Below are 24,180 nucleotides of genomic sequence, written 5' to 3'. Positions count from 1 at the left end.
TTTGGGGCTCCTTGAAGTGTCCGTGCGGTCAGGCGAGATGCCCCCGCCAACCGCAATATGTTAGGTTTATTCAACAAACGCATCGACCATGATCCGCTGTCCAAGGGTGAACGCATCCGCCACATGGCGCATTGGGGCGACGTCGACATCGATATCGCCGTGGCTCACCAACTTGGCCATTCTGGCATAGAGCCGCGGATATTCTCCGGTGAGGGTCTGCTCTGTGGCGCTTAGCCGTTTGGTGCCATCAATCGAGAGCTGTGCGCCACCTTCCGAAAGCACCAAAGTGCCTTGGTCGGTTTCTGCGGTGATGCTCCAGATTTGCTCCCCCGTCTTTCGAAAGTCGAAGTCCGCGTGAACCTCTGCCCCATGGGGGTGGGCAAATTCGATAGACGCGGCAATCGGGGTCTGACAATTTTCAGGCACTTCAAGCACCGCGCGAGCCACATGAATGGGGTCAGGCAAGATGTCGGTCACGATCGACAAGGCGTTGATGCCGGGATCAAAAACACCAAGTCCACCCGGCTGCCATATCCAGTCTTGTCCGGGGTGCCAGCGGCGCACATCTTCCTTCCACGTGATCGTCATCTTGCGCAGGGTCTTGCCAGCCAACCATGCTTTGGCCTCTGCAACGCCAGCCGCTTCACGCGAATGCCACGTCGCAAACAAAGAAACCCGGTGTTTGCGGGCCAATGCTTCGAGGGCGTAACATTCTGAAAGCGTCGCACCGGGAGGCTTTTCAAGCATCACATGACGCCCTGCTTGGATCGCGGCGGTCGCCGCGGCAAACCGTGGCACGGGCGGCAAACACAAGGAAACAACGCGCACGTCGCTACGTGCGGCAAGCATCTTTTCCAAATCGGTAAAGGCCTCGACCTCCTCTACCTTGCCGTGACGCGACACCGTCGCGGCCAAGTCCCAATCAGGGGAGGTGTTTATTGCGGGAATATGCTGATCTACAGCAATCTTGCCAATCCCCATAAGCGCGATTTTCATCAATGAGAATCCTTTCCAACGGCGGCACCCCGGCACCCCTTTAGGAACCCGAGGTCGGCCCCCGTATCGGCCCCTTCTACATGGGTCTGATGCAACCAAGCATAGCCTGATCTGGCGGTCTCGTGCCGGGGCTGCCAGTCGGACAAACGTTGCGCCAATTCAACATCAGAAATATCCAGATGTAGACGGCGTCCTTCGACATCGACCTCGATCATGTCGCCGTTCTGCACAACAGCAAGCGGCCCCCCGGCGGCGGCTTCGGGTGAAGTATGCAGGATCACGGTGCCATAGGCCGTGCCCGACATACGTGCATCAGAAATGCGGATCATATCTTTGATCCCTTTCTTCAACACCTTCGGCGGCAACCCCATATTGCCGACTTCGGCCATGCCGGGATACCCTTTGGGACCACAGTTTTTGAGGACCATGATGCAAGTTTCATCAATATCAAGCGCATCATCCTCGATCTGCGCCTTGTAGTCATCGATGTCTTCAAACACGACGGCGCGGCCGCGATGTTGCATCAGATGGGGCGACGCCGCAGAGGGTTTCAAGATCGCGCCCTTGGGGGCCAGATTGCCTTTCAAAACAGCGATACCGCCCTTTTCTGTCAAAGGGTTGTCCACCGGGCGAATTACATCTTCGTTCAGGTTGACCGCGCCTTTCACCTCGTCCCAGATGGTTTCACCGGACACGGTTAATGCGTCTTTGTCCAGTTTGTTCGCCTCCGCGAGCCGTTTGAGCACAACCGGCAAACCGCCCGCATAGAAGAACTCTTCCATGAGGTATTCCCCAGACGGTTGCAGGTTCAAAATTGTCGAAATATCCCGACCACATCGGTCCCAGTCGTCAAGCGTCAGATCAACACCCATGCGCCCGGCAATCGCCAGCATATGAACAACCGTATTGGTCGAGCCCCCAACCGCCCCATTGCAGCGGATCGCGTTTTCAAACGCCTTTTTGGTGAGGACATCAGACGGCTTTAGGTCATCTTTCACCATCTGCACGATGCGTCTTCCCGATAGTTGCGCCATGACGCGGCGACGGCTGTCAACGGCGGGAATGGCGGCGTTGCCAGAAAGCGCCATGCCAAGCGCTTCTGACATGGCGGCCATCGACGACGCTGTTCCCATGGTATTGCAGCTTCCCGAAGATCGAGTGACAGCGGTCTCAGCGTTGAGGAATTCATCCTGCGTCATGTCTCCGGCTTTGACCGCCTCAGAGAACCGCCACAAATGTGTACCCGCGCCGACCCGTTCACCTTGGAACCAACCGTTCAGCATCGGCCCACCGGTCACGACAATCGAGGGAAGATCACAAGACGCAGCGGCCATTAGCAACGACGGGGTGGTCTTGTCACAGCCCACCATCAGCACACAGCCATCCATCGGCTGGCCCCGGATTTGCTCTTCTATCGACAACGCGGCAAGGTTTCTAAACATCATCGCCGTCGGGCGAAAGGTGTTCTCGGAGGCCGAGAAAACAGGCACTTCGAGCGGAAATCCACCGGCCTCCCAGATACCTGCTTTGACCTTTTCAGCCAGCTCTCGCAGGTGGCCGTTGCAGGGGGTCATATCCGACCATGTATTGAGGATGCCGATTACGGGCCGCCCGTCGAAAAGGTCGTCCGGGTAACCTTGGTTTTTCATCCAACCACGATGATAGATTACGTCTTTGGAGCTGCCTTCATACCATTCAGCTGAGCGTAGGCGGCGGGGCCATTTGGCGGGTTTGAATGTCATCTCAGGTCTGCTTTGATTTGTTATAGACGTCGAAAATCACCGCGGCGAGCAGCACAAGGCCCTTGATGACCTGCTGGTAGTCGATCCCAATACCAAGGATCGACATTCCGTTGTTGAGAACCCCCATCAGGAAGGCCCCGACAACCGCGCCGACAATGCGACCGACCCCACCAGACATTGACGCCCCGCCGATGAACACTGCCGCGATGACATCCAGCTCAAGGGCAAAGCCAGCCTTTGGAGTGGCCGAGTTCAAGCGCGCCGCAAACACCATACCCGCCGCCGCCGCCAGCACCCCCATATTGGCAAAGGCCAGAAACGTGAGGCGTTCAGTCTTTACACCAGACAGCTTGGCCGCCTTTTCATTGCCGCCAAGGGCATAAATCCGGCGCCCCGTAACTGTACGTTCCGTGAAAAAGGCGTAAATGATCGTCAGCACGCCCATGGTCAGCAAAACATTAGGCAGGCCCCGAAAGGTCGAGAGTTTGTAGAAGATAAAGATCAGCGCCAGCGAGGTGATACCGATGCGCGCATAGAAAAACGCGCTGGGTTCAAGTTCGATGCCATGGGCCCGGTTCTGCTCACGGGCCTTGAGCCCCATCCACGTGATCAAAAAGGCGGCAATGATCCCTGTGGCCAACGACAACACATTGATGCGTTTCACCCCAAGCAGACCCGCCACGGCGTCAGAGACGCTTTGGGGGACGATATCAGGTACAAATCCGTTTGAGATCATCTGAAATTCACGTGGAAACGGGCCAAGAGATTGCCCCTCAAGCAGCCAGAGCGACAGGCCGCGAAACACCAGCATGCCCGCCAGTGTCACAATAAAGGACGGGATGCTCCAATAGGCGATCCAGTACCCCTGCGCCGCGCCGATAAGCCCACCAGCGACAAGACATGTAACAATGGTGACGCCGGTGGATTGGTCATATTCAACGATCATCACCGCCGCCAACGCCCCAACAAACCCCATCACCGACCCCACCGATAGGTCGATGTGCCCTGCGACAATGACAATCAACATCCCTAGCGCCATGATGATGATATAGCTGTTTTGCAACAACAGGTTGGTCACATTCACAGGCTTAAGAAGTGTGCCGTTCGTCACCACCTGAAAGAAGAGCATGATCGCAATCAAGGCAAACAACAGCCCGTATTCACGCATGTGCCGCACGAGATATTCCCCGATCCCAAGCTTCTTGGTGGTCTTGGCGCTCTGTTCTGCTGCGTCCATGTTGGGGTCTCCTATTCGGTCACGATGAGCGACATGATGCGCTCTTGGCTGGCGTCATCGGCGGATAACTCACCGACAAAAGCACCTTCGTTCATTACGTAAATGCGATCACACATGCCCAAAAGCTCGGGCATTTCGGACGAGATCATCACAACACCTTTGCCCTGCTTGGACAGGTCATTGATGATCCCGTAGATTTCAAACTTTGCACCCACGTCGATACCGCGGGTGGGTTCATCCAAGATCAGAACCTCTGGTTCGGCAAAGAGCCATTTGGACAAAACAACTTTCTGCTGATTGCCTCCGGACAGGTTCATGACACGCTGAAACACGCTTGGCGTGCGAATGTTGAGGGTCTTGCGGTACTGTTCGGCGACCTGGGTTTCGCGGCCTTCATTCAAGATCGCATTGCGCGACACCTCGGGAAGATTGGACAGTGTTATGTTGCGCTGAATAGTTTCATCAAGCACCAGCCCCAGCGACTTTCGGTCTTCTGTGACATAGGCCAGCCCAGCGCCGATCGCCTTGCTAACAGTGCTGACGTCGACGGGTTTGCCCTGCATCTCGACCACACCAGAAATGTTGCGCCCGTAGGATTTTCCAAACACGCTCATGGCCAATTCGGTGCGCCCTGCCCCCATTAATCCGGCGATGCCAACCACTTCGCCCGCGCGCACAGCAAGGTTCACGTCCTTGATCATCTGGCGTTCCGTGTGGATAGGATGCCAGACGTTCCAATCCTTAATCTCCAACAACATATCACCGGCCTTGCGGTCGCGTTTGGGATACCGGTCGGCCATGTCACGGCCCACCATATCGTTGACGATGCGGTCTTCAGTGATCTCACCTTTGGCAGCATTCATCGTCGACACCGTGGCCCCATCGCGGATTACGGTGACTGTATCGGCCACGCGACGGACTTCGTTTAGCTTGTGGCTGATGATGATCTGGGTCACGCCTTGCTCTTTCAGCTCAAGCATCAGATCAAGCAGTGCTTGGCTGTCACTTTCTGAAAGTGCGGCCGTCGGCTCGTCTAGGATCAGCAAGCGAACCTCTTTGGAAAGCGCCTTGGCAATTTCGACCAACTGCTGTTTGCCCACACCCAACTTGTCGACGATGGCGCTTGGCGGTTCAGATAGACCAACCTTGCGCAACAAGGCCTCTGTGCGTCGGTTCGTGTCGCGCCAGTCGATGATGCCGCCTTTGGCGCGCTCGTTGCCCAAAAACAAGTTTTCGGCGATCGACAAAAGCGGCACAAGCGCCAGTTCCTGATGGATAATTATGATACCACGCGCCTCAGACCCCGAGATGTCGTCAAATTCGGCTAGCGCGCCGTCATAGTGAATTTCGCCGTCATAGGTGCCCGCCGGATAGACGCCGGACAGTACCTTCATGAGGGTGGATTTACCTGCGCCATTCTCGCCACAGATGGCGTGAATTTCACCTTTTTGAACGGCCAAATTGACCGTGTCGAGCGCTTTTACACCAGGGAATTCCTTGGTGATCGCCCGCATTTCAAGTAACGCGTCCATAACCTCGTCTCCGAAAAGGTATAGGCCTGCCCGCCCATAAACGGACAGACCCGGGGAGGAGCCAGATTACTGGATTTCGTCCATCGTGTAGTACCCGGACCCGATAATCACGTCTTTCCAGTTGGACATGTCGACGGACACAGGCTCAAGCAGGTAGCTCGGAATGACCTTAACGCCATTGTCATAGGTGGTCGTATCGTTGATCTCAGGCTCACCGCCCGCAAGCAGAGCATCAACCATCCCCACCGTCACCCGCGCAAGCTCACGCGTGTCTTTGAAAACGGTCGAGTATTGCTCCCCGGCAAGCATGGATTTGATCGAGCGAAGCTCTGCGTCCTGACCGGACACAATCGGCATCTCCTGATCACCAGACCCATAACCCACACCCTTGAGTGAGGAAATGATGCCGATGGACAAGCCGTCATAAGGAGACAAAACACCGTGGATCGTGTCGTCGGTGTAATGAGCAGACAGCAGGTTATCCATCCGCGCCTGTGCAACAGCGCCATCCCAGCGCAACGTTCCCACAGTCTCCATGCCCATTTGGCCGGACACGATGTTGACCGTGCCATCTGCGATCAACGGATCAAGCACCGACATAGCGCCATTGTAAAAGAAATAGGCGTTGTTGTCGTCGGGCGATCCGCCGAATAGCTCAACGTTATATGGACCATCGCCAAAGCGTTCCGAGAGGCCATCCACAAGTGATGTCGCCTGCTGAACGCCGACTTTGAAATTGTCGAATGTCGCATAGTAATCGACATAGGCGCTGTCGCGGATCAAACGATCATAGGCAATAACACGGATATCGGCGAAATGCGCATTTTCCAGCGCGTTCGAAAGGGTCGTGCCATCAATCGCCGCAATAACCAGAACATCGACATCATTGGTGATCATGTTTTCGATCTGGGCAAGTTGGTTGGGAATGTCGTCTTCGGCGTATTGCAAGATAGTCTCGTAGCCAGCAGCTTTGAACTGCTCGACCATAGAGTTTCCGTCAGAAATCCAGCGGGCAGACGATTGCGTCGGCATTGCAATCCCAATTGTACCTTCAGCGAATGCGGCACCCGACACGAGGGCCGTCACTGCTGCTGTTGTAAGCAGGCGTGTAAGTGTCATAATTTCCTCCCAAAATACGCGCTTTGACCAAGACGTGCTGCGCGTTTCCTTATTGCGAGCGATAAGGCTCCTCTCTTGCCTAGCGATAAAAAGCATAACAATAAAATTTCTTTATTGGCGCAAAACATACCAAAGATGGTATGCATGAGACTATGGATTTTGCCCGTCGCCTCAAAAACATTCATCTTCGCCTTATCTTGCAGGTTGCTTTGACGGGCAAACTGCAAACGGCGGCGGATGAAATCGCGTTATCTCAACCCGCGGCCTCCCGCATGTTGGCCGAGATCGAAAAACTGGTCGGCGTGCCGCTGTTCACCCGCCATGCCAAAGGGATGGTGCCAACGCCAATTGGCGACGCGGTGGTGCGTCATGCGCGCCAAATCATTCGCGCTTTCGACAATCTGGAAATGGATGTCGCCCAAATTTCAAGTGGTCGGGCCGGATCGGTGCGGATCGGGACCGTGACCGGCCCTGCCGTTGGTCTTGTGGTTCCGGTGGTTCGTTCCTTGCGCGAACAGAGACCTGAAGTCGAGTTCACAATTGAAGTCGCCCCATCCGCTTCATTGATGCGCGGGCTCGACGAAGGCATTTTCGACTTCGTCGTCGCAAGACCCGCCCAAGATTATAATAGGCAAAGCTATCGCATCTATCCCGCCCGCAGCGAAGTCGTATCAATGTTGGCCTACAAGGATCACCCGCTGGCCACTCAAAAAGCAATCCGTCTAAAGGAATTGAGGGCGTTCGATTGGATCATTCAGGACCACGGCACCCCCATCCGCGCCGCCGTGGAGACAGCGTTTTTAACCAATAGGGTTTTAATGCCAACACAAATTACCAACACGTCTTCCTTGCTTGTCGCCTTGGCGCTCCTAGAACAATCGACCGCCGTCGCGCCTCAATCTCAAGAAGTTGTCGAACTCCTGACGGTTTCGGCGTTGGACATGAACGTCGTGCGATTGGACGTTGTCGAAGACATCCGCGTCTCCCCCTTCTTTGTTATCGCGAGATCGGATCGCGAACTGTCGCCGCTCGCTGAACATGTTATTTTGGAAACTACCCGCAACATTTGATGGGGCACGTTGGCGCGACATCTGTGTCGGGGAACGAATGCAAGATACTGATCTCTAAAGAAAAAACGTACTATTGCTCAACTGACGGTCCAAATGCATTGGATGAGCACCAGTTCTTTGGTCATCATGACCGTCGATCTAGTTCGCGCGATAATCATCATCAGCGGCGCGCAATTCATCAGGAGACGCACGGTTGTCTTTGTTGACGTCAACGATGCCAAAAGCAAAGCGATAGGCCCCAAAGGTCCGGATGGTTTTTGCGGTGGGTTGCCCGGCCTTGGCCATGGCTTGGACAAAGGTCCGGAACTCCGTCAGAGACAGATACCCATCTTGATTTCGGTCCGCGATCACATAGGCATCAATCTCTTGATCTGTCGCCGAAAACACCTGTGCATATGAAGTTGCAGGGGCAAGACAAATCAGAGTGACAAGCGTTGTTTTGAGCATTTTGGACCCATCACTTCGTCGGGACATCGGTTGGGGTTTGCGCGCCATCTTGGGACCAGCGCAGGTAATAGACATGCCCAACCTTACCACGCAAATCCAACGGGGCCAGCATAGAGATGGCAAACACCCCATGAGGCGACCGCGACCAAAACACCAGAGATTGACGCAAAGGCGCAAGGGTGAGGCAATCGGACTGACCAATTGGAACAACAAATTCCGGTGGCGTGTCCGGGCGATTGCTCAGCGCTTTGGCGCTGTGGTTTTGCGCTGGATTTTCCAAGCACAATCGCACGCCATCACGCGCAGGCCCAACGCCGCGCTCAATGCCAACAATCAAATCAACCTGATCCCCAGCGGCGCTATGAAAGGACAGCATATCGCTATCTTGGGCCTTGCCTAATCCGGGGGAGACGAGGGCACAAAGCAGCGCTATTGCGACGTGAAGTTTGGGCGCGGGCATGTATGTCTCCTTGATCGGCAACATCATGGGATGTCGTCTCCCACCAAGGTACCGGTCCTAAACGCCCCGGCCTATGGGGCCGATCCCCCAATTAAAGCTCAGACGCGGGATCGACCAACCCTTCGCGCAGGGCATAGGCCATCAACTGCGGCACGGAATGCACCTTTAGCTTTTGCATCATGCTGGTGCGGTGTTTGTCGACGGTCTTGGCACTGATCCCCAAAATCTCGGCGATCTCCTTGTTGGCATGCCCCGCCAAAATCATGTTGAGCATTTGCCGTTCGCGGGCGGTCAATTGCACCGCCTCTGGTTCATCTCTGAGAGCTTCGACAAACCGATTGGCAATATGGCGCTGCCCACGCAGAATTCCGGGCAATCGGGTATAGAGTTCTTGATTGTCGTCGCCCTTGGAAAACAGCCCGTCAATGCCACTATCGACCAACGCCTTGATCATCCCCAAGGCCGTGACCCCGGTGAGCACAACAATCTTGGTGTCCGGGCTCCAACGGCGCACCTCAACCACCACTTCGACACCGCCGGCCAATGGCATTTGCACATCCAAAAGCAACAGGTCGGGTTTGTGCTGACGGGCCATTGCGATGGCTTCCAAACCGTTCTCGGCCTCACCAACCACCTCAACCCCAGAGGCTTCGATTTGCCCCGGCGTTTCAAGCGCACCGCGCAATCCGCTGCGCACTATTGCATGATCGTCCGCGACGACGGCATAGTATTTCCCACGCTCTTTCATTCACGCCCTTTCATGCTGGCATTCCCTCAAAGGTCTTTTCGAAATGTGCCATGCCCAAAGGTTGATACCCAGAGTTTTGGCCGCATGGCTTGCGATTTTTCTATGGTGCGGGGTGGCACAGGCACAGTTGGTTGCTTTGCAACCGGGCCACGACGTCGCAGATCTCGAACCGGATCTTAGCTATTGGGCCTCGCTGGCCCCAAAGGTCAGCACCGCGATCACCGCCTTTCGCGAGGGGCACTTCAGGTCAGGTTTTCAAACCACATCCTATAGCGCCCATTATTCGCCCGAAACCTGGGCCGCGGTCGAGATCATCAACGACGCCCCGGATGATGGCCGCCCGGATGATCGTTTCGTCGTGACCTTGGATGCGCCCTTGGCAAGCGGGGTTCGGCTGTTCTTGGTGCGTGCGGACGGGGTCACCGAAAACCTGACCACCTATTCGATTTTTGAGGCATTTGATCCGGTTGAACATGCGGTCAACCGGTTGCGCTCACCCGAATTTACCCTTTCCTCTGGGGAACGGGTCACCCTTTTGGCGCATGTGCAAACCGGGCCTTTCCCCGACTTTGGCATGCAAATCCATAGCCCCGATCATCTGGCCGAGGCCTCGTTTCGCTGGGGCGTGTCGCTGACCGGTTTCTACTCCTTTGCATTGAGTTGTCTTGTGTTCTTTTTCGGATTTCAGGCCGCCATGCGAAACGCCTTGGGCGTGTGGAACTCCTTATTGTTCTTGGTATTTTTGGCGGTGATTGGGTTTGTGGATGGGTTGTTGTTTCGCGTGCTCTATCCTCAAAATCCAGAATATGGCCCAAGCATTGGGTTTGGTTTGTTGTTTGCTTTGTCTGGCGCTGGGTTCATCGTCGCCGGGGTCGGCATGGCCCGCAAAGCCCCGCGAATGGGACGGGTGGTGGCAGGCCTGTCTTTGTTGTCATTGGCGGGGTTTGTCCTCGCGGTTTTCGTCCCCGGCCCGATGTCGGCGATCTTGTCCTATGGTTTGATCGGGGTGATGTTGGCGGCCAACGTGATGTCGGCCAAGGTCTTTGCCCAAGACGAAATCGCGCCGCCGGTTGGCGTGGTTTGGCTCTCTGGACTGGCTGTTCTCGGGGCCGTTGCCGTGATCGCATTGGTTGTGGGCGGCTTTGGTGGGCGTTGGTTGGACGCGCCGATGGCCATGCGTTTGGTGTTCTCGGCGTTGCTTTTGGCCACAATGACGGTCTTGACCGCCAATGTAATGGCCTTGCGAAAACGACATTTGCAAGCGGTCGAGGCGCGTGTGGAGGCCCTCAAAGCAGAAGCCGAAACAAGCCGGAACCTCCTTGAAACGGAACGGAATTACACCCGCGCCCGCGAATTAGCGGCGCTGCGGCAGCGCCAACTTGCAACCGCATCACATGACTTGCGCCAACCATTGATGTCGTTGCGTATGACCTTTGATGGCCTCGCCTCGGATATGAAACCCGAGATCAAATCGCGGTTGAACGAGGCCTTTGATTATCTCAACTCGCTGGCCACCGGTTATGTCGATGAGAGCGTCGAGGACGCACCAGACGACGAGACATTCGAGGATGCAAAACCCGAAACCTATGCGCTTTTCGTACCGCTAGGCACGGTTGAACAAATGTTTGAAGGCGAAGCGCAGGCCAAGGGCCTAGGTCTGCGGGTGATCCCGAGCACGGCGCAAACCAACGCCGCGCCCATCGCCTTGATGCGGATTGTCACGAACTTGGTGTCCAACGCGTTGAAATACACCGATCGGGGGGCTGTTTTGGTTGGGGTCCGGCGCGGTGATCCGCTGCGGATTTTGGTCGTTGATAGCGGTCCGGGTATGAACAACGAGGACATCGCAAAGTTTCGCCAAGCCTATGCCAAGGGCGACACATCCCAAGGTCATGGTTTGGGCCTGTCGGTGTGCTTTGCCCTTGCCGAAGAAAATGACATGACCCTAACCGTCACATCCACGCCGGGCAAAGGCACTTGCTTCTCCCTTGCCCTGCCAAAATCCGGATAACGGACCCTAGGGGCATCGCCCATCCGTCAGGCGTTTGTCGCCGCGCCCGCAGATTGTCAAAACACCCAACCCCGTGACCCTCCAAAGATCACCGTGTTTTTCCATCAGAACCCGAAAAACCTCTCCTGCAACGGAATCATCTGCCCATCCCGCCGAAATGACATTGGCGGCAAGGCTGTTCCCCTCCTGCTCTATTTTGATGTCGATATAGGGGTGCCCTTCTTCGACGCTTGGAAAATCCAGATCCAGATGTGTGGCGATTGTTTTGGGGTCCATCATCGTGATCTGCGGCGTCTCTAACGGGCGAAACACACCTAAATCATGTGATAACCCAATCTCTTGGTGAAGGTCCTTGGGCGGCATAATGATCGGCCAAATCCACATCCTGTCCTGACCTTGGATATCGACATAGGCGTCGAGCAATTCAGGACCGAAACCGTTAACTTGGTAGCTGGTGGAAAAATGCCCGTCCGCGACACCCGGCGCGATGCGTTCGCGGGTTGAAATCGTGCGAACATCGGCCCGGATGTCAGGCGACGAAATGATCGGTGTCACGCCAATACGCCCGGTTTGCATCTGAAAAGGGGCCCCGCCGGTGTCTGGGTCGGCCTCAAGTGATGTGCTAAACAAAGGAAAGAAAAGCGGTGTCAATCCGGTCTCGGTTTCCAAAATCATCACATAAAGCATATCGGCAATAGTGGCCCGGCAGGGGATTTGATACAGCGTTCCGGACCCAAAGGGCTGGCTTTCGATGTCCTCCGATAGGGAGCATTCTTGGGGGGCGATGGCATCGCGCAAAGACATCAACGTGTCGGTGTCGGCGCTATGGGCCAAATTTGGCAACAAGCCGACAAAGGCGATAAGGGACATTGGGGAGAGTTTCATGCAAAGGCTCCGTCAAATTGAAGAATAGAAAATGCGCCCCCTCAGCCTAGAGGGGGACGCGCCATTAGTTCCAGATTTTTGTCAAAGCGTAGGTGAGCGCTCCGCCGCCGCCAACACTGCCAATGCCAATCCCAAGGGTGAACCCCGCGAAATCAAAGGGTTTTGCGGTAAACCACATGTTTATCCCAACCCCTGATCCGGCATCAAATTCCGCAATCGACCCAAAGGCGTGGCCGTCAATCCGGTTGTTGCTGGCGCGAAAGAACGAGAACACCAGATCATTGCCACCACCAAAATGATAGCCACCAGAGAGCGACGTCGTCGTATAAAGCCGGGGCGTTTTGTCAAAATCGAGATCCATGGAAAACCCGGTTTCATGGGCCCCGCCGGCGAAAAACGCGCCGCTGCTTTCGATCCCGACGGTCATGGTTTTGAACCCCATGCGCTCCAAAGCGTCGAAACTGGATCGCAACTCTTGATTGTTGCGCAATAGGCGCTGCAAGGTGATGCCGTCCTGATCCTTGATGGCTTTGACAAGGGCCTTAGCCTCACGACCGCTTGGCAAAGCGGCCGAGATTTGGCGGGCAATTGTGGCCACTTCGGCCCCGTGTTTTTTGCTGGCGGCCCGGACTTTCTCCTTTTTCTTGCCCGAGAACACGCCGCTCACCGTATCGCCGATGCCGCCGATCAACGTGCTGCTTGTTGGCACGCATTTGCCCTTTTTGATGGACAGGCCCGGTTTGCAGGCCTTGCCCTTGGAGATGATCTTGCAGGCCTTTTGCCCTTGTGCCCCGCAGGGTTTGCAAATGCCGCCGATCTCTCTGAGCCACCTGCGGCATTCCGGGCCGGGTTTGTGCCATGCACAGGCGCTTTGACCTTTGCCACCACAGCTTTTGGCGATGGCTTGCGTTGGAGGGGCCATGGTCGCAGAGGCCAAACCAAGGGCCAGCACCATCAAGACGCGTTTGATTACAGGTTTCATCGGTTTGTCCTTTGCGAAATGGGGGTGATCGTTGGGTTTAGTCCGTCAAATCAACGCTAAAGGTGCGGTTGCGTTTGCATTCCTGATAGGTCGACGAGGCGCGTTTGATGCCGCTCCATTTGTTGAAATGCTTGTTGTTGGTGCGGGTGCGATACAGGATCGTCACCTGGGTCTGACGCTCGTTGGCGTGTTCAAAATTGCGGGTGTCGGAAAACGATTGACCGTTGGGAATGTCGACATTGCGGATCGGTTCCGATTTCTTGCCGTATCCCGAAATCATAAAGTTCATGTCGATCACTTTGATCAGCCCGCCGGTCTCGTTGTGAGCGATGACGTAGACGTCTTTACAGTTGCCCCGGGCGTGGCTTGGAGTGGCAACGGCTCCGGCAAGAGCGATGATGGCGGTGGCGAAAAGTGTCTTAGCAAACATGGTCTTAATCCCTTTATGGATGATGCCGGAACGCCCGGCGATTGAGGTTTCTGTGTGTCGAGGGGCGCTGTGTTTTGCCTCTCGACATCCTCATCATGCCGAACGCGGATCGGTTGCGGGATCGGGGAAACACCCCAATTGTGCCGGGGAAAACTGGGGGAAATCCCCCAGTGCCATGCGTGGACTCTTCAGGCTTAGTGAAGACAGAACCGCACCTTATCGGGGCGGCCAAATTGCAACCCGCCTTATTGAAAAGGAGAGCGCCATGCGCCGTTTCCAAACAAGCTTTTCCGCCCTTTTGATGATCACCACCTGCCTGTCGGGGTTTGCCTCCGCGCAAACCGCCCCCGAAATCACCCAGATTGAGTTGGGTCAGGCCGGGATAGCGCGCTACACCATGAGCGCAGAGGCAAACGGCAACCTCATCAGCTTCACAGTGCCCGAAGCCGCCTCAAGCGATGTGTTGGCGTCGCTTGTGGTGCGCGATCCGGCCGGGGGCGTGGTTGATTTGCAAACCGACACACCCGGGTCTGCCGCGGCGGCCTTGCGCGAGACAGCCTTTGCCCGCGGCATTCCACATGACACAGAGCAGCTGTTGTTCGCGCTCAAAGGCGAAACCGTTTCGCTCTCTAGCGCGACGTCTAAAATCACCGGTCAGGTCATGGGTCTTCGCCATTTTACCGCCGTTGAGGGTGGCGAACTTGTTGATCGTGCTGCCGTTATTCTTTTGTCGGGCACGGGTGTTAGCGAATTCATCCTTACGCCCGGCGTCAATGTTGGCTTTTCCGAAAAGATCGCCGCGCGTCTGGCCAAGGCGCTGGATGCCGGACAGGTGAGCCAAGCCACCCGCCAATTTGACCTCACCCTCGAAGCAGACAGCCAACGCGCCATTAACTTGTCCTATGTGACCGAAGCCGCCGCTTGGAAAAACTCTTGGCGTTTGTTGTTGGATGAGGGGCGCTTGCAGGGCTGGGCGACTTTCGAAAACGTATCTGGTGCGGATTGGGACAAGGTCGATCTGACCTTAACCACCGGATCCCCCGTGGCCTTTCAGCGTGACCTTATTGACCCGCATTTCGTCAGCCGCAGCAAAGATGACACCGCCAAACCCGAGGCGATCCGTGTCAAAGCCAGCCCGGCTGGGATGGGGCTTTTGTCAATGAACTCAGCCAGATCAGCGTCGCCAAGCGCCCCGCGCCCGGCCCCGGCATCAGGGAGTGCGTCAGCCGGTGATGCATTGGATAGCAGCGGCATCCTGCGCTATGCCCTGCCCGATGCGGTTGACCTCAAGGACGGGCGCACCGCCAACCTGATGTATCTTGATCTGGCGATCGAGCCAAAAATCCGAGGCCTTTATCGTCCGGCGGAGCGGCGCGGCACTATTTTGATGGCGGCGTCCATCACCTCGGATCAGGCTTTGGCCTCGGGGCTTGTCTCGGTTCAGGATCAAAACGGATTTGTCGGCGATGCGCCGTTTTTGGGAATGCAGGCCGGGCAATCGACCCTGTTGCCCTTTGCCGCCGTCACCGGGAGCGACATTCGCACACTAGAAGATCGCGGCATTCGTTTGACAACGGTGGTCTATCAAGACGGTCGTTTGACGCTGGATTTTGAAGACACCCGCACAACCACCTATTCGGGAACATTGCCCGAGATGGCGGATGTATTCACCGTTGAGCACCCGGTTGGCTTTGGCAAGTTGGACAGCACAAACGGGTCATCGGAACAGATCAACGGCGTGTATCGCATCACCGCTCCGGTCAAGGATAGCATGGGTGAAATTTCACTGGTTGAACGCAAAACCTACCAAAAACGGGTCCGCATAGGGGCCAGTGATTTCGCAACCGTACTTGCCGATATTGAAAGCGGTCAGGTCGATTTGAGCGCGGCCCACAAGGCGGCATTTGAACAGGCCAGCGATTTGAAGGTGAAGTTCGAAGAGGTGCGCGAGGCGCATTCCGCCGCCAATACGCGCTACAAGGAGTTGGGCGAGGAGCAAAAGCGCCTGCTAGAGAACCTTGAAACCGTCAAACAAGATGCGCTGCGCAATCGCTATCTTGAGGCGCTGGATAAAACCGAAACCGAAATCGCCAAAAGCTTTGACGATCGCGATCGGCTCAAGGCAGAGCTTCGCGGGTTTGAAACATCCCTGCGTGCAATTTTCGCCAATATGTAAGGTGTTCCAAAGTGTGCAAAGACTTAGCAGGGCCCCTATCGGGGCCTTGTTGCTCAAATCTGAGGCTGGGTTCCCACGAAGGACATGAGCACAAACTGCTCGGATTACAAAGGTGCGTTGCAGCGACGCGGATCGTTTCCATCCTCTAACCGGCGGTGCACTCCGGAACGAAGTGCCGCGAGAGGTTGGTTTGATCCAGACCTACCCGACGATCAAGACGCTCTTTGGGGTGCCATTTTGGCAAACAACAGGTGCCTTTAAAGCCAGCTGAAGCTTGTCGGTTTGGACTGGGCGATGCCGGGTTTCAGGACCCTACGACGCCGTCAACCAATGCTGAACGTCCGCTATCGTGGTAGCAAGGGTCCGCAAAACCTGTTGATCGATCGCACTGGTATCAAGGCGCCCTTCTTGGCACCATCCTTTGAATGAGCTTGGCGGGCCGCGAAAGGTAAAGGCACGCGGAATGCCCGCAGGGACGGCGGTGCGAAACGGCGTATCTGGCGCAAGGCCCACTTCGAAATCGACGAGAAAACGCAACAGCTCCGCATGGCCGTGCCCATCGGCGACATCGCGCTTGGCCTATTCCGCGCAGTGACCATAGTGAAAATCCCACCGGGAAAAAGGGACGTCCGACCAGCAACCGATTTGGGAAATAAGGCCTTTTAGAACGAAAATCGGCATAGAGAAAAACACGGCATCAGTATTCGAGCAACGTCGCAAACGATCAAGCTAAACAAACGTAGGTCACTTTGGGCTAAGGCGGTTTTGCACCGGCGTAACCCTACCTATTTTCCCTGAACGCGCTGTCACAGCTACACCGGATGACGGGAGTCAGCCCAAAGCAGACATGATCGATCTTCACATCGGGCGAACACGGTGAACTCGCTACGCTTGCTCAGGCATCTTGCTAGTTTGGCAAAAGTGGCCGTTCAAGGGTCAGTTTTCACGTAAAAGATGCAGCAAAGAATACAACGGTCAGAAATGCGCTGACTATAGAGGTTGCAAAGTTGAGTGGCCTAGTGCCTCTTCAATCAGAGCCTGTTTTTCATGCAAAGATATGCTATCCAGCAGGGAAATTGTAGAGAATCTAGAATTGTAGCATTCCGTTTGTTTTGACGGTTGTGTGAGTGAAAAGGACCTTGAAATGGCTGTAATTACCGAAACCACCGATGCTGCTGAAGATACGTCCACGACCTATGAAATGGGTGTCGAGGACAGCTTTGTTGGTGAAATCTCTCCCCGGGTTGATGACGACTGGATCGAGATCCAGATGATTGCTGGGACCACTTACATCATTGATCTGTTTGGGTCGGGCGGGGCTGACGCGCTGAGAGACCCCCATTTGGCGCTGCGAAATGAGTCTGGCCAAATAATCGGGTACAATAACAATGGCGGACCGGGCTCGGATAGCCGCCTTGGTTTTACCGCGTCGGTGTCGGGTAGCTACTATATTGAAGTACGGTCCCACTTAAACTTTTCGAGCGGTCAATACACAGTGACAATTGGCAATACTGTCTTGGAAGGAACGCCCGGCGATGACGACATTTCCGGCAATTATTTGATCCGTGGCGATGCCGGCGACGATACGCTGTCGGGTGGGTTGGACAATGATACGATTACTGGCGACTTCGGGAATGACAGTGTGAACGGCGGTGACGGTGATGATAACGTCTCGGGTGGTAATGGCCACGACACGATCCTTGGCGAAGCCGGAAATGACAGTCTGTGGGGGGGAAGGGGCAACGATTCGATCTTAGGCGGCATCGGAAACGACAGAGCTGCGGGAGGGAGTGGCCACGATACCATCCTAGGCGGCGTCGGGAATGACATTTTGGCCGGGGGGCATGGTGACGACGAGGTTTATGGTGGAATCTCGTGGGACCTTATCGAAGGTGGCAGCGGCGATGACCTTCTGAACGGTGAGGGTGGTAGTGATGTTATCGTAGGTGATAGTGGCAGCGACACGATGTACGGTGGCGAAGGCTCTGACGACCTAGATGGTGGCTCAGGGGCCGACGTTATCAGCGGCGGTCTGGGCAATGACCTGATCACTGGGGGCACGGAAGGTGACCAGTTGTCCGGTGACGAAGGTCACGACACGTTGGATAGCGGTACCGGCCGGGACACATTGGACGGCGGCGCTGGGGATGATGTCCTGATCGGCGGCACCAAAGATGATGAGCTCGACGGAGGTGCGGGTGACGATTTCCTGCGCGGAGGGCATGACGATGACGTGCTACTTGGCCGGGACGGGAATGATACGATAACTGCAAACTCTGGACAGGATTCGCTAGACGGCGGTGCTGGCGATGACCGGATGTTTGGCGGGGCCAACAATGACTTGCTGTCGGGCGGGGATGGGAATGATCTCCTGCATGGTGGCTATGGGCGCGATGATATCTCGGGAGATGCGGGCAATGACCGTTTGTTCGGGCATTACGGTGCGGATACAGCTGATGGCGGAAGCGGCCAAGATACGATCCGTGGCGGTGTTGGCGATGATCTGTTGCTTGGCCGTTCAGGCGATGACGTGATTGCCGGGAACGACGACAGCGACAGGCTGTATGGTGGTGCTGGCGAAGACAGGCTGTATGGCGGTGATGGCGGCGATGCGCTGTTTGGGGGATCGGATGACGACCTCCTCGACGGCGGGCGTGGCAGTGATACGCTGACGGGTGATGACGGGCACGACACCTTCCGGTTTTCTCTGGGTACCGAGACGGACACCATCACCGACTTCGACGTCACAGCCAGCGGAGACACGCTTCTTCTGTCGTCTGAGCTAACCGATGGGCTGACCGATGGGGCAGCGATCCTTGCTCAGTTCGTCGATGATAGCACTGGGGTTGTGGTCCTTGATTTCGGTGGGGGCGATGTGATCACCCTGTCCAACCTGTCGGATATTTCAGGGCTGGGGGATAATATCCTGATTTTTTGACCGTATTCTCGGTTTCACGGCGGCGTATTCGGCGTCGTGAGCCCCAATTGTTCGAAGATTGACTGGCACTGTGGAGCGCTACTCATGTCAGATCCACAGTGCCGGTTTACTGACTTCGATCAATGCAATGTATCTTTGATACCTCTTGAAAGGCGCGTTCGTTCAAGTCTGATCTATTGGAGGGGTGCGGCCTTATTGGGCTGGTTTCAATTGAAAGGGCTAGCTGCTTAGGTGACACTTTATAGTGTTGGAAAGAGGCTGATTCAATATAGGTTGTTCGGGCTATTTCATCTCGAAAACCTGTGTGACCAGCGGAGAGCCCAAAGTTAACCGCCCGGGTGATTAGAACATATCGGAAAATTTAGTATGTCCGCTTTCGGGAATCAGCTTCGCAACATGGCTTCCATTTTTGGATGACAGCTTTGGGCGGAACCCGCGACTTTGCAAAGCCCACTTCCTGCGCTGAGCTGCCGTTGCAGTCCTCGGCGGGGGACAGCTGCCTGAAGGTGGCGTTGCACACGATGTGACCGACCTGACACATCATCATATTCTGCTGTACCAACATGAGGTCATCGTCGCGAATGGTATGCCGACCGAAAGCCTATACCTAGAAAAGCTTACGTAAGGCACTAGGGAAAATGGCTTGCGCTGAAATTCGGTCTCTCTCCCCCAAACTGCAATGCCTCACAAACGACCGCCCGGAAAAGCAAGCCCGCCTCTTCCTCAAAGGCCCTAAGGCACGCCACAAAAAGTCCGTTAAGGCAGTTGTTGACAGTAAATTCATAAGGTTACCACCAACCTTAAGGGACACTCAGCAACAGGTAACGAGACTAGTACCCTAGAAATTTAAGTACCTAGCACCAACCGTCGACACCTTGTTGCTTGGTTTGCCATTGTGCCCACTAAGGGTGTTGCAATATTTGCTAGGTCTCGCCGACAAGATCACCCGATCAATTGCCCGAAATCGAGTTCTGAGTGACCGACCTTCCCGCATCAACCACCTTAGTATCTGGGGTAATTTAGAAATGTGACTTGGTTAGCGGCTCTACTCTGTGGCGTCTTTTGCGCCCCTATGAAACGGAACGGATACAAAGGAGCAGTAGGTCGACGGTGATTTCGTCCGCTCAGCCTCCGTTCGACCGCGCAGAGTGGCCGCATGAGCAGCGATGTTCGGTGTTTTCTGGTACCGATGCGGGTAAGGTCTTTCATCATGCCAATAAGCTGTGCGCCTTAGCAAAGACCACTATCTGCGCTGATCCTTCGTTGCGGAGATCGATGGATGGCGTGACCCAGTCGCGTAGCCGTTGGGCCGTTGGTGACAGCCCCCAAAACCGATCATTCCCAACGTCGGGTGCTCAATCCCCGCTGACTGCACGTGTCGAAATCTAACTCGTCCAATGCGTAATTCGCCATCTAAAAAGGGCTGGACCGACATGCAGTTTGCCTTCCTTCAATACCAAGAACGAGCGAATTTTACGTATTCGGCAGTACCCGATTATCCTAGAATCAATAGTTTTCAACCCAAGCTCTAGGCGACCGAAACGACTAGGACTGTAAAATGACATTGCTTTCAAAAATGGCCCTCGCAGCCACTCTTTGCGCCTCACCCCTTTGTGCGGCTGAATATGATGACGTCCTACAAGAGTTTTTGGACAGCAATATCCGAACATGGAGCTCGGCCCCGGCAATCGTCTCGGCGATTCACTCGCAAAACAGCGAAACCGCCGGGTTTGATGAGGCCCATATCATTGACTTGGATACGGTCTGGAGATCTGAAGTTGGTGGATCAGACACCCCAATGATTAATCGCGTTTTAGAGAATGAAACAGCTGAATTCCTGCGAACAAAAGTCGCTGAAATGGATGGCATCATTACTGAAATATTCATCATGGATTCCGTTGGTCTCAACGTCGCGGCCTCAGGTGTCACATCAGATTATTGGCAGGGTGATGAAGCAAAATTCACTCAAACATACGCCCATGGGCCGCAGGCTGTGCATTTTAGCGACGTTGATTTCGATGAATCCAGCCAAACCTATCAAGCCCAAATTTCGATGACGATTGTTGATCCCGACACTGGGGAAGCGATTGGGGCTCTGACCGTAGGCGTGTTGGCAGACAGCTTGATGTAGGCGCATCCCAGACCGGTATTTACCAACAAAACATGGGAATAGATTATGGCAACTCCAATAGACGCAAGCTTTCGCACAACAGCCTCCAACTCGCTGTTTGTGCGGTGCGCAGCCTTAATGACAATAACGACCATTGTAGTTGCTAGCATATTATCAGTTTTGTCGGCGCAACTCGCAGACGACCTGGCCGCCAAAAGCGTTGAGGAAAGGGCCTACAATACACTGGGCCAAAAGGCTCTTTCCCTTGCAAATCCGGTCAAATTTAACGTCGCAAACAAAATTGAGGCAGAGGTGCTTGACGGGTTACAGACACTGGGCGAAAGCGGCCTAGGCTTTGTTGTCGTTAACGGTGACGGTGATTTATTAAACAGCGCGGACGCGTCAAACACCTCTTTCGACGCACTTATGGAGATGGCGAAAAAGTCTATTGAAGCCGGCGTGTTATCCGAATCCGAGACGCGCCAGATTCTTGCCCTTCCAATCGTGTCCGGAAAGTCTAACAAAGTCATCGGTGCCGTCGCCTTGGCGTGGAGCGCGGCCCCTGCCAAGGCCGCCCTAGCCGCTGAAAAGCTATCCATTGCGGGATGGGCCACCGCCGTGTTTGGTGTGATGTCATTGTTAACAGTGTTTTTGTTGCGCCGATCTCTGGGCCAACCGTTGGCCGACCTAAGTCAGGCTATGCGCCGAGTTTCAGACGGCGACTACGACACCCCCATCGACATGACCGACCGACGAGACGAGCTTGGCGGTGTCGCTCGGGACTTGGCAAGCTTGATGCAAAAGCTTCAATCCGCACGCGAAAGTGAGGCAGATCGAGAGCGTCAACGTGCCGCTCAAATAACCGTGGTTGAGAGATTGGGCGCAGGGCTATCACAATTGGCCGATGGGATATTGCACGACGAAATTAATGACGATTTCCCTGGCAATTATCAGCTTCTCCAACAAAATTTTAATCGCGCGGTACAGGGGCTTCATTCGGTTATCACCGAAGTCAATTCGAACTCGGCCAATATCTTGGTTCACGCAGACGAAATTGCAAAAGCGTCGTCGGACCTTTCCCGGCGTACAGAGACGCAAGCGGCGACCTTAGAAGAATCCTCAGCGGCCTTGGACCAAATGCTTTCCATGGTCAAAGAGGCCGCCACAGCCGCTGATGAAACTGAAACGGCTGTTCAAACAACCAGCGATCTTGCCTCCAGAAGTGGTGAAGTTATGCACTCCGCCATGACCGCGATGGGGGAGATTGAAAAGTCATCTGAACAAATCAGCGACATAATTTCAGTTATCGATGACATCGCCTTTCAAACGAACCTCTTGGCTTTGAATGCTGGGGTCGAAGCCGCAAGAGCGGGAGAGTCAGGAAAGGGATTTGCCGTTGTAGCCTCCGAAGTACAAGGGCTTGCGCAACGAAGTGCCGAAGCGGCGCAACAGATCAAAGATCTCATCGTTGGGTCCGCCAACCAAGTTCAAGATGGCGTTATTCTAGTTCAAAATGCCGGATCAGCTCTTGATGAGGTTATGCAAAATGTCACGAGCATTTCGGCAATGGTCGCAGCGATCGCAAAGCGTTCAGCGGACCAAGCTGAGGGATTGAATGAGATCAATATTGGCGTGACCAACCTTGATCGGGTGACCCAGCAAAACGCGGCGATGGTCGAAGAGTCCACACATGCTGCGCAAATGCTCAAATCAGAGGCTATGGGTCTTAGCAATCTGGTTGAAAACTTCACTCTGGAAGGCACCCCAAGCCAAAACGGCACAGTTCCGGCTGAAAACGATCCACCAGCACGCGCAGCATAATCCTAGTGGTGTCTTGTTGCGAAAGTTGAGGACGATGGCGTCGGACCAGTTTGACTGGCCCACCATCTAAGAAGATGCACCGGGTCTTCTCGGCGTCGCCTTCGAAGTCGTTGCATCTCTGGGTCATAGGTCTCGTCGGTTTCCCTGCATTCTCGAGCGAATTGGATCAGTCAAAGGCCCTCAAATCATCGGGCGTTTTTCAACAAGTTTGGCCCTTCTTAAAAAATAGCGGCGTCACTCATCTTTTGGCACGAATGCCCTGTTTGGGCTGCAAAATAACCTCAGATTTCCACCCAATTTACTAGTCTTAACAGTATTTAATCAAATCGCGCTCCTGAAAGGGCTTTGCGCACCTCGACGCTCTACCAATCCCCCCGAAACATCGCCAGAATCGGACAGATCGGGGGTAAAGTCTTGATCTGGGGCCCCGGATCAAGGGGGGCAATCTCCCCCAAATTCGGTGGATTTTGCCCCCTTTGCCCCGTTGCGCAAAGGGCGAACGGGGCGTTACCAACAGTGCGCTTGGTTAACATACTCCCCAAAACCGCAGTGGGTTTTTCCCGTTCGGTGTGGACTGTGCATCGTTGTGACCCGTCACAAAGTTCATCGTTTGCCATCACGCGCAACGTCTCTTCGATGCTCTCTTATCCCTTCCCTGTCTCAACGGTGGTTCACCGGTTTTTGACCAACGCCATTTCTCAAGGTCTGTCCTAGACACGGCGGTTGGGATGGCTTTGCGACCAGAGGAAACCGGTCATGCCCCTGGATCTTTCCAAAAGGGTCGGGCCTACGGCTCCACTTGCTCCGCTCGACACGAAGACGGGACAATGAGGCGGAGCAATCGGGGGAACGCGAAGAGGTTCCCCCGGAAAAGGTCTCCCAAAAATGCAACGTTTTCAATCCTTAAGAGGGCACTGCCAAAAACTGACTGTTCCGATTGACTATTGTTAAGGTGCGACTCGTCCCTAACCGCGATTTTCTATTCACCAGAAAACTCAAGGGAAGGATAAGCGCGATGCGCGAAGTCATGACCAAGAGCATGGCCCGCAACATCTTCTATGGTGGGTCACTGTTCTTTATTATCATATTCCTGGCCCTTTCGGCCCACTCTCACCGTTACATCGTCACGACCTCTACCAATGAAGAAACGCTTACAGAAAGCGTGATCCTCGGCAAGCACGTGTGGGAAAAACACGCCTGCATCAACTGCCACACCCTGTTGGGGGAAGGTGCCTACTTTGCACCTGAATTGGTCAACGTGATGGAACGTTGGGGCGTGGAAGACGCCGAAGAGGGCTACGAAGCACTCCGCAACTGGATGGAAGCGATGCCCACAGGCATCGAAGGCCGCCGCCAGATGCCTAATTTTGATCTGACCGAAGAAGAGTATCGCGGCCTCGCCGACTTCTTCTTGTGGTCCCAGACGATCGACGCCCAAGACTGGCCACCCAACGAAGCCGGCTAAGGAGATAGGGA

19 protein-coding genes and 1 pseudogene are annotated in these 24,180 nt (G+C 54.9%); 9 read left to right on the top strand and 11 right to left on the bottom strand.

The features are described 5' to 3' along the window. Positions 1 to 66: 66 nt before the first annotated feature. From Q1A43_RS03110 to chvE, 5 genes are all read right to left on the bottom strand, one after another. Positions 67 to 996, bottom strand: coding sequence for a Gfo/Idh/MocA family oxidoreductase (locus Q1A43_RS03110; protein ID WP_299932399.1), 930 nt, complete (start codon positions 994 to 996; stop codon positions 67 to 69). Beyond that, the gene (gene araD, locus Q1A43_RS03105) at positions 996 to 2,738 is read right to left on the bottom strand and encodes an L-arabinonate dehydratase (protein ID WP_299932396.1); all 1,743 of its coding nucleotides are present in this window, start codon (positions 2,736 to 2,738) and stop codon (positions 996 to 998) included. The genes Q1A43_RS03110 and araD overlap by 1 nt, the downstream gene beginning before the upstream one ends. A gap of 1 nt (position 2,739) precedes the next feature. Then, positions 2,740 to 3,975, bottom strand: a complete 1,236-nt coding sequence (gene mmsB, locus Q1A43_RS03100) for a multiple monosaccharide ABC transporter permease (protein WP_299932394.1) — start codon at positions 3,973 to 3,975, stop codon at positions 2,740 to 2,742. Positions 3,976 to 3,986: 11 nt separating this feature from the next. Then, entirely contained in the window at positions 3,987 to 5,507 is a 1,521-nt protein-coding gene (gene mmsA / locus Q1A43_RS03095; protein WP_299932392.1) for a multiple monosaccharide ABC transporter ATP-binding protein, read from the bottom strand. A 66-nt stretch (positions 5,508 to 5,573) separates the two neighbouring features. Then, positions 5,574 to 6,626, bottom strand: a complete 1,053-nt coding sequence (gene chvE / locus Q1A43_RS03090) for a multiple monosaccharide ABC transporter substrate-binding protein (protein WP_299932390.1) — start codon at positions 6,624 to 6,626, stop codon at positions 5,574 to 5,576. 140 nt (positions 6,627 to 6,766) lie between these two features. Here chvE and Q1A43_RS03085 point away from each other — a divergent pair, with 140 nt between their 5' ends. Further along, positions 6,767 to 7,696, top strand: coding sequence for a LysR family transcriptional regulator (locus tag Q1A43_RS03085; protein WP_299928683.1), 930 nt, complete (start codon positions 6,767 to 6,769; stop codon positions 7,694 to 7,696). A gap of 138 nt (positions 7,697 to 7,834) precedes the next feature. Here Q1A43_RS03085 and Q1A43_RS03080 read toward each other — a convergent pair whose 3' ends face one another. The 3 genes from Q1A43_RS03080 to Q1A43_RS03070 all read right to left on the bottom strand — a co-directional run bounded on the left by Q1A43_RS03080 (position 7,835) and on the right by Q1A43_RS03070 (position 9,351). Next, positions 7,835 to 8,143, bottom strand: a complete 309-nt coding sequence (locus tag Q1A43_RS03080) for a hypothetical protein (RefSeq protein WP_299928686.1) — start codon at positions 8,141 to 8,143, stop codon at positions 7,835 to 7,837. A gap of 10 nt (positions 8,144 to 8,153) precedes the next feature. Next, positions 8,154 to 8,603, bottom strand: coding sequence for a hypothetical protein (locus tag Q1A43_RS03075; RefSeq protein WP_299928689.1), 450 nt, complete (start codon positions 8,601 to 8,603; stop codon positions 8,154 to 8,156). A 91-nt stretch (positions 8,604 to 8,694) separates the two neighbouring features. Next, complete coding sequence (locus Q1A43_RS03070) at positions 8,695 to 9,351, bottom strand: response regulator transcription factor (protein WP_299932388.1); 657 nt, start codon at positions 9,349 to 9,351, stop codon at positions 8,695 to 8,697. Between the two features lie 112 nt (positions 9,352 to 9,463). Between Q1A43_RS03070 and Q1A43_RS03065 the strand changes: the two genes are divergently transcribed. Then, on the top strand, positions 9,464 to 11,362 hold the full coding sequence (locus tag Q1A43_RS03065; protein WP_299932385.1) for an MFS domain-containing histidine kinase: 1,899 nt from the start codon (positions 9,464 to 9,466) through the stop codon (positions 11,360 to 11,362). A gap of 6 nt (positions 11,363 to 11,368) precedes the next feature. Here Q1A43_RS03065 and Q1A43_RS03060 read toward each other — a convergent pair whose 3' ends face one another. The 3 genes from Q1A43_RS03060 to Q1A43_RS03050 all read right to left on the bottom strand — a co-directional run bounded on the left by Q1A43_RS03060 (position 11,369) and on the right by Q1A43_RS03050 (position 13,659). Beyond that, positions 11,369 to 12,247 (bottom strand): hypothetical protein, encoded by an 879-nt coding sequence (locus Q1A43_RS03060; protein WP_299932383.1) that lies wholly within the window; start codon positions 12,245 to 12,247, stop codon positions 11,369 to 11,371. Positions 12,248 to 12,311: 64 nt separating this feature from the next. Next, on the bottom strand, positions 12,312 to 13,229 hold the full coding sequence (locus Q1A43_RS03055) for a hypothetical protein (RefSeq protein WP_299932380.1): 918 nt from the start codon (positions 13,227 to 13,229) through the stop codon (positions 12,312 to 12,314). Positions 13,230 to 13,266: 37 nt separating this feature from the next. Further along, positions 13,267 to 13,659 carry a hypothetical protein gene (locus tag Q1A43_RS03050; protein ID WP_299928701.1) on the bottom strand — a complete coding sequence of 131 codons (393 nt, stop codon included), beginning with the start codon at positions 13,657 to 13,659 and terminating at the stop codon, positions 13,267 to 13,269. Positions 13,660 to 13,924: 265 nt separating this feature from the next. Here Q1A43_RS03050 and Q1A43_RS03045 point away from each other — a divergent pair, with 265 nt between their 5' ends. From Q1A43_RS03045 to Q1A43_RS03020, 7 genes and pseudogenes are all read left to right on the top strand, one after another. Then, positions 13,925 to 15,835, top strand: a complete 1,911-nt coding sequence (locus Q1A43_RS03045; protein WP_299932377.1) for a hypothetical protein — start codon at positions 13,925 to 13,927, stop codon at positions 15,833 to 15,835. 193 nt (positions 15,836 to 16,028) lie between these two features. Beyond that, a pseudogene (locus tag Q1A43_RS03040) lies at positions 16,029 to 16,381 on the top strand (transposase); the annotation flags it as partial. A 598-nt stretch (positions 16,382 to 16,979) separates the two neighbouring features. Continuing rightward, positions 16,980 to 18,773, top strand: a complete 1,794-nt coding sequence (locus Q1A43_RS03035) for a calcium-binding protein (RefSeq protein WP_299930673.1) — start codon at positions 16,980 to 16,982, stop codon at positions 18,771 to 18,773. Positions 18,774 to 19,296: 523 nt separating this feature from the next. Further along, positions 19,297 to 19,398, top strand: coding sequence for a Hint domain-containing protein (locus Q1A43_RS22470; RefSeq protein WP_366944224.1), 102 nt, complete (start codon positions 19,297 to 19,299; stop codon positions 19,396 to 19,398). A gap of 933 nt (positions 19,399 to 20,331) precedes the next feature. After that, on the top strand, positions 20,332 to 20,904 hold the full coding sequence (locus Q1A43_RS03030; protein ID WP_299920626.1) for a hypothetical protein: 573 nt from the start codon (positions 20,332 to 20,334) through the stop codon (positions 20,902 to 20,904). A 291-nt stretch (positions 20,905 to 21,195) separates the two neighbouring features. Further along, positions 21,196 to 22,704, top strand: coding sequence for a methyl-accepting chemotaxis protein (locus Q1A43_RS03025; protein WP_299932374.1), 1,509 nt, complete (start codon positions 21,196 to 21,198; stop codon positions 22,702 to 22,704). 1,015 nt (positions 22,705 to 23,719) lie between these two features. Beyond that, positions 23,720 to 24,169, top strand: a complete 450-nt coding sequence (locus tag Q1A43_RS03020) for a cytochrome c (RefSeq protein ID WP_299920630.1) — start codon at positions 23,720 to 23,722, stop codon at positions 24,167 to 24,169. Positions 24,170 to 24,180: the final 11 nt, after the last annotated feature.

Origin of the sequence: uncultured Pelagimonas sp. (assembly GCF_947498515.1) — a bacterium.
Taxonomy (GTDB): Bacteria; Pseudomonadota; Alphaproteobacteria; order Rhodobacterales; family Rhodobacteraceae; genus Pelagimonas.
This window is presented reverse-complemented; position numbering and strand designations above follow the sequence as displayed.

What these genes read in the sequence shown, in the direction of transcription:
- mmsB (WP_299932394.1), bottom strand. Translation starts at nt 3,975, where the DNA reads ATGGACGCAGCAGAACAGAGCGCCAAGACCACCAAGAAGCTTGGGATC.
- Q1A43_RS03035 (WP_299930673.1), top strand. Translation starts at nt 16,980, where the DNA reads ATGGCTGTAATTACCGAAACCACCGATGCTGCTGAAGATACGTCCACG.
- Q1A43_RS03030 (WP_299920626.1), top strand. Translation starts at nt 20,332, where the DNA reads ATGACATTGCTTTCAAAAATGGCCCTCGCAGCCACTCTTTGCGCCTCA.
- Q1A43_RS03075 (WP_299928689.1), bottom strand. Translation starts at nt 8,603, where the DNA reads ATGCCCGCGCCCAAACTTCACGTCGCAATAGCGCTGCTTTGTGCCCTC.
- Q1A43_RS03020 (WP_299920630.1), top strand. Translation starts at nt 23,720, where the DNA reads ATGCGCGAAGTCATGACCAAGAGCATGGCCCGCAACATCTTCTATGGT.
- Q1A43_RS03070 (WP_299932388.1), bottom strand. Translation starts at nt 9,351, where the DNA reads ATGAAAGAGCGTGGGAAATACTATGCCGTCGTCGCGGACGATCATGCA.
- Q1A43_RS03080 (WP_299928686.1), bottom strand. Translation starts at nt 8,143, where the DNA reads ATGCTCAAAACAACGCTTGTCACTCTGATTTGTCTTGCCCCTGCAACT.
- mmsA (WP_299932392.1), bottom strand. Translation starts at nt 5,507, where the DNA reads ATGGACGCGTTACTTGAAATGCGGGCGATCACCAAGGAATTCCCTGGT.
- Q1A43_RS03045 (WP_299932377.1), top strand. Translation starts at nt 13,925, where the DNA reads ATGCGCCGTTTCCAAACAAGCTTTTCCGCCCTTTTGATGATCACCACC.
- Q1A43_RS03050 (WP_299928701.1), bottom strand. Translation starts at nt 13,659, where the DNA reads ATGTTTGCTAAGACACTTTTCGCCACCGCCATCATCGCTCTTGCCGGA.
- Q1A43_RS03085 (WP_299928683.1), top strand. Translation starts at nt 6,767, where the DNA reads ATGCATGAGACTATGGATTTTGCCCGTCGCCTCAAAAACATTCATCTT.
- chvE (WP_299932390.1), bottom strand. Translation starts at nt 6,626, where the DNA reads ATGACACTTACACGCCTGCTTACAACAGCAGCAGTGACGGCCCTCGTG.
- Q1A43_RS03110 (WP_299932399.1), bottom strand. Translation starts at nt 996, where the DNA reads ATGAAAATCGCGCTTATGGGGATTGGCAAGATTGCTGTAGATCAGCAT.
- araD (WP_299932396.1), bottom strand. Translation starts at nt 2,738, where the DNA reads ATGACATTCAAACCCGCCAAATGGCCCCGCCGCCTACGCTCAGCTGAA.
- Q1A43_RS03060 (WP_299932383.1), bottom strand. Translation starts at nt 12,247, where the DNA reads ATGAAACTCTCCCCAATGTCCCTTATCGCCTTTGTCGGCTTGTTGCCA.
- Q1A43_RS03055 (WP_299932380.1), bottom strand. Translation starts at nt 13,229, where the DNA reads ATGAAACCTGTAATCAAACGCGTCTTGATGGTGCTGGCCCTTGGTTTG.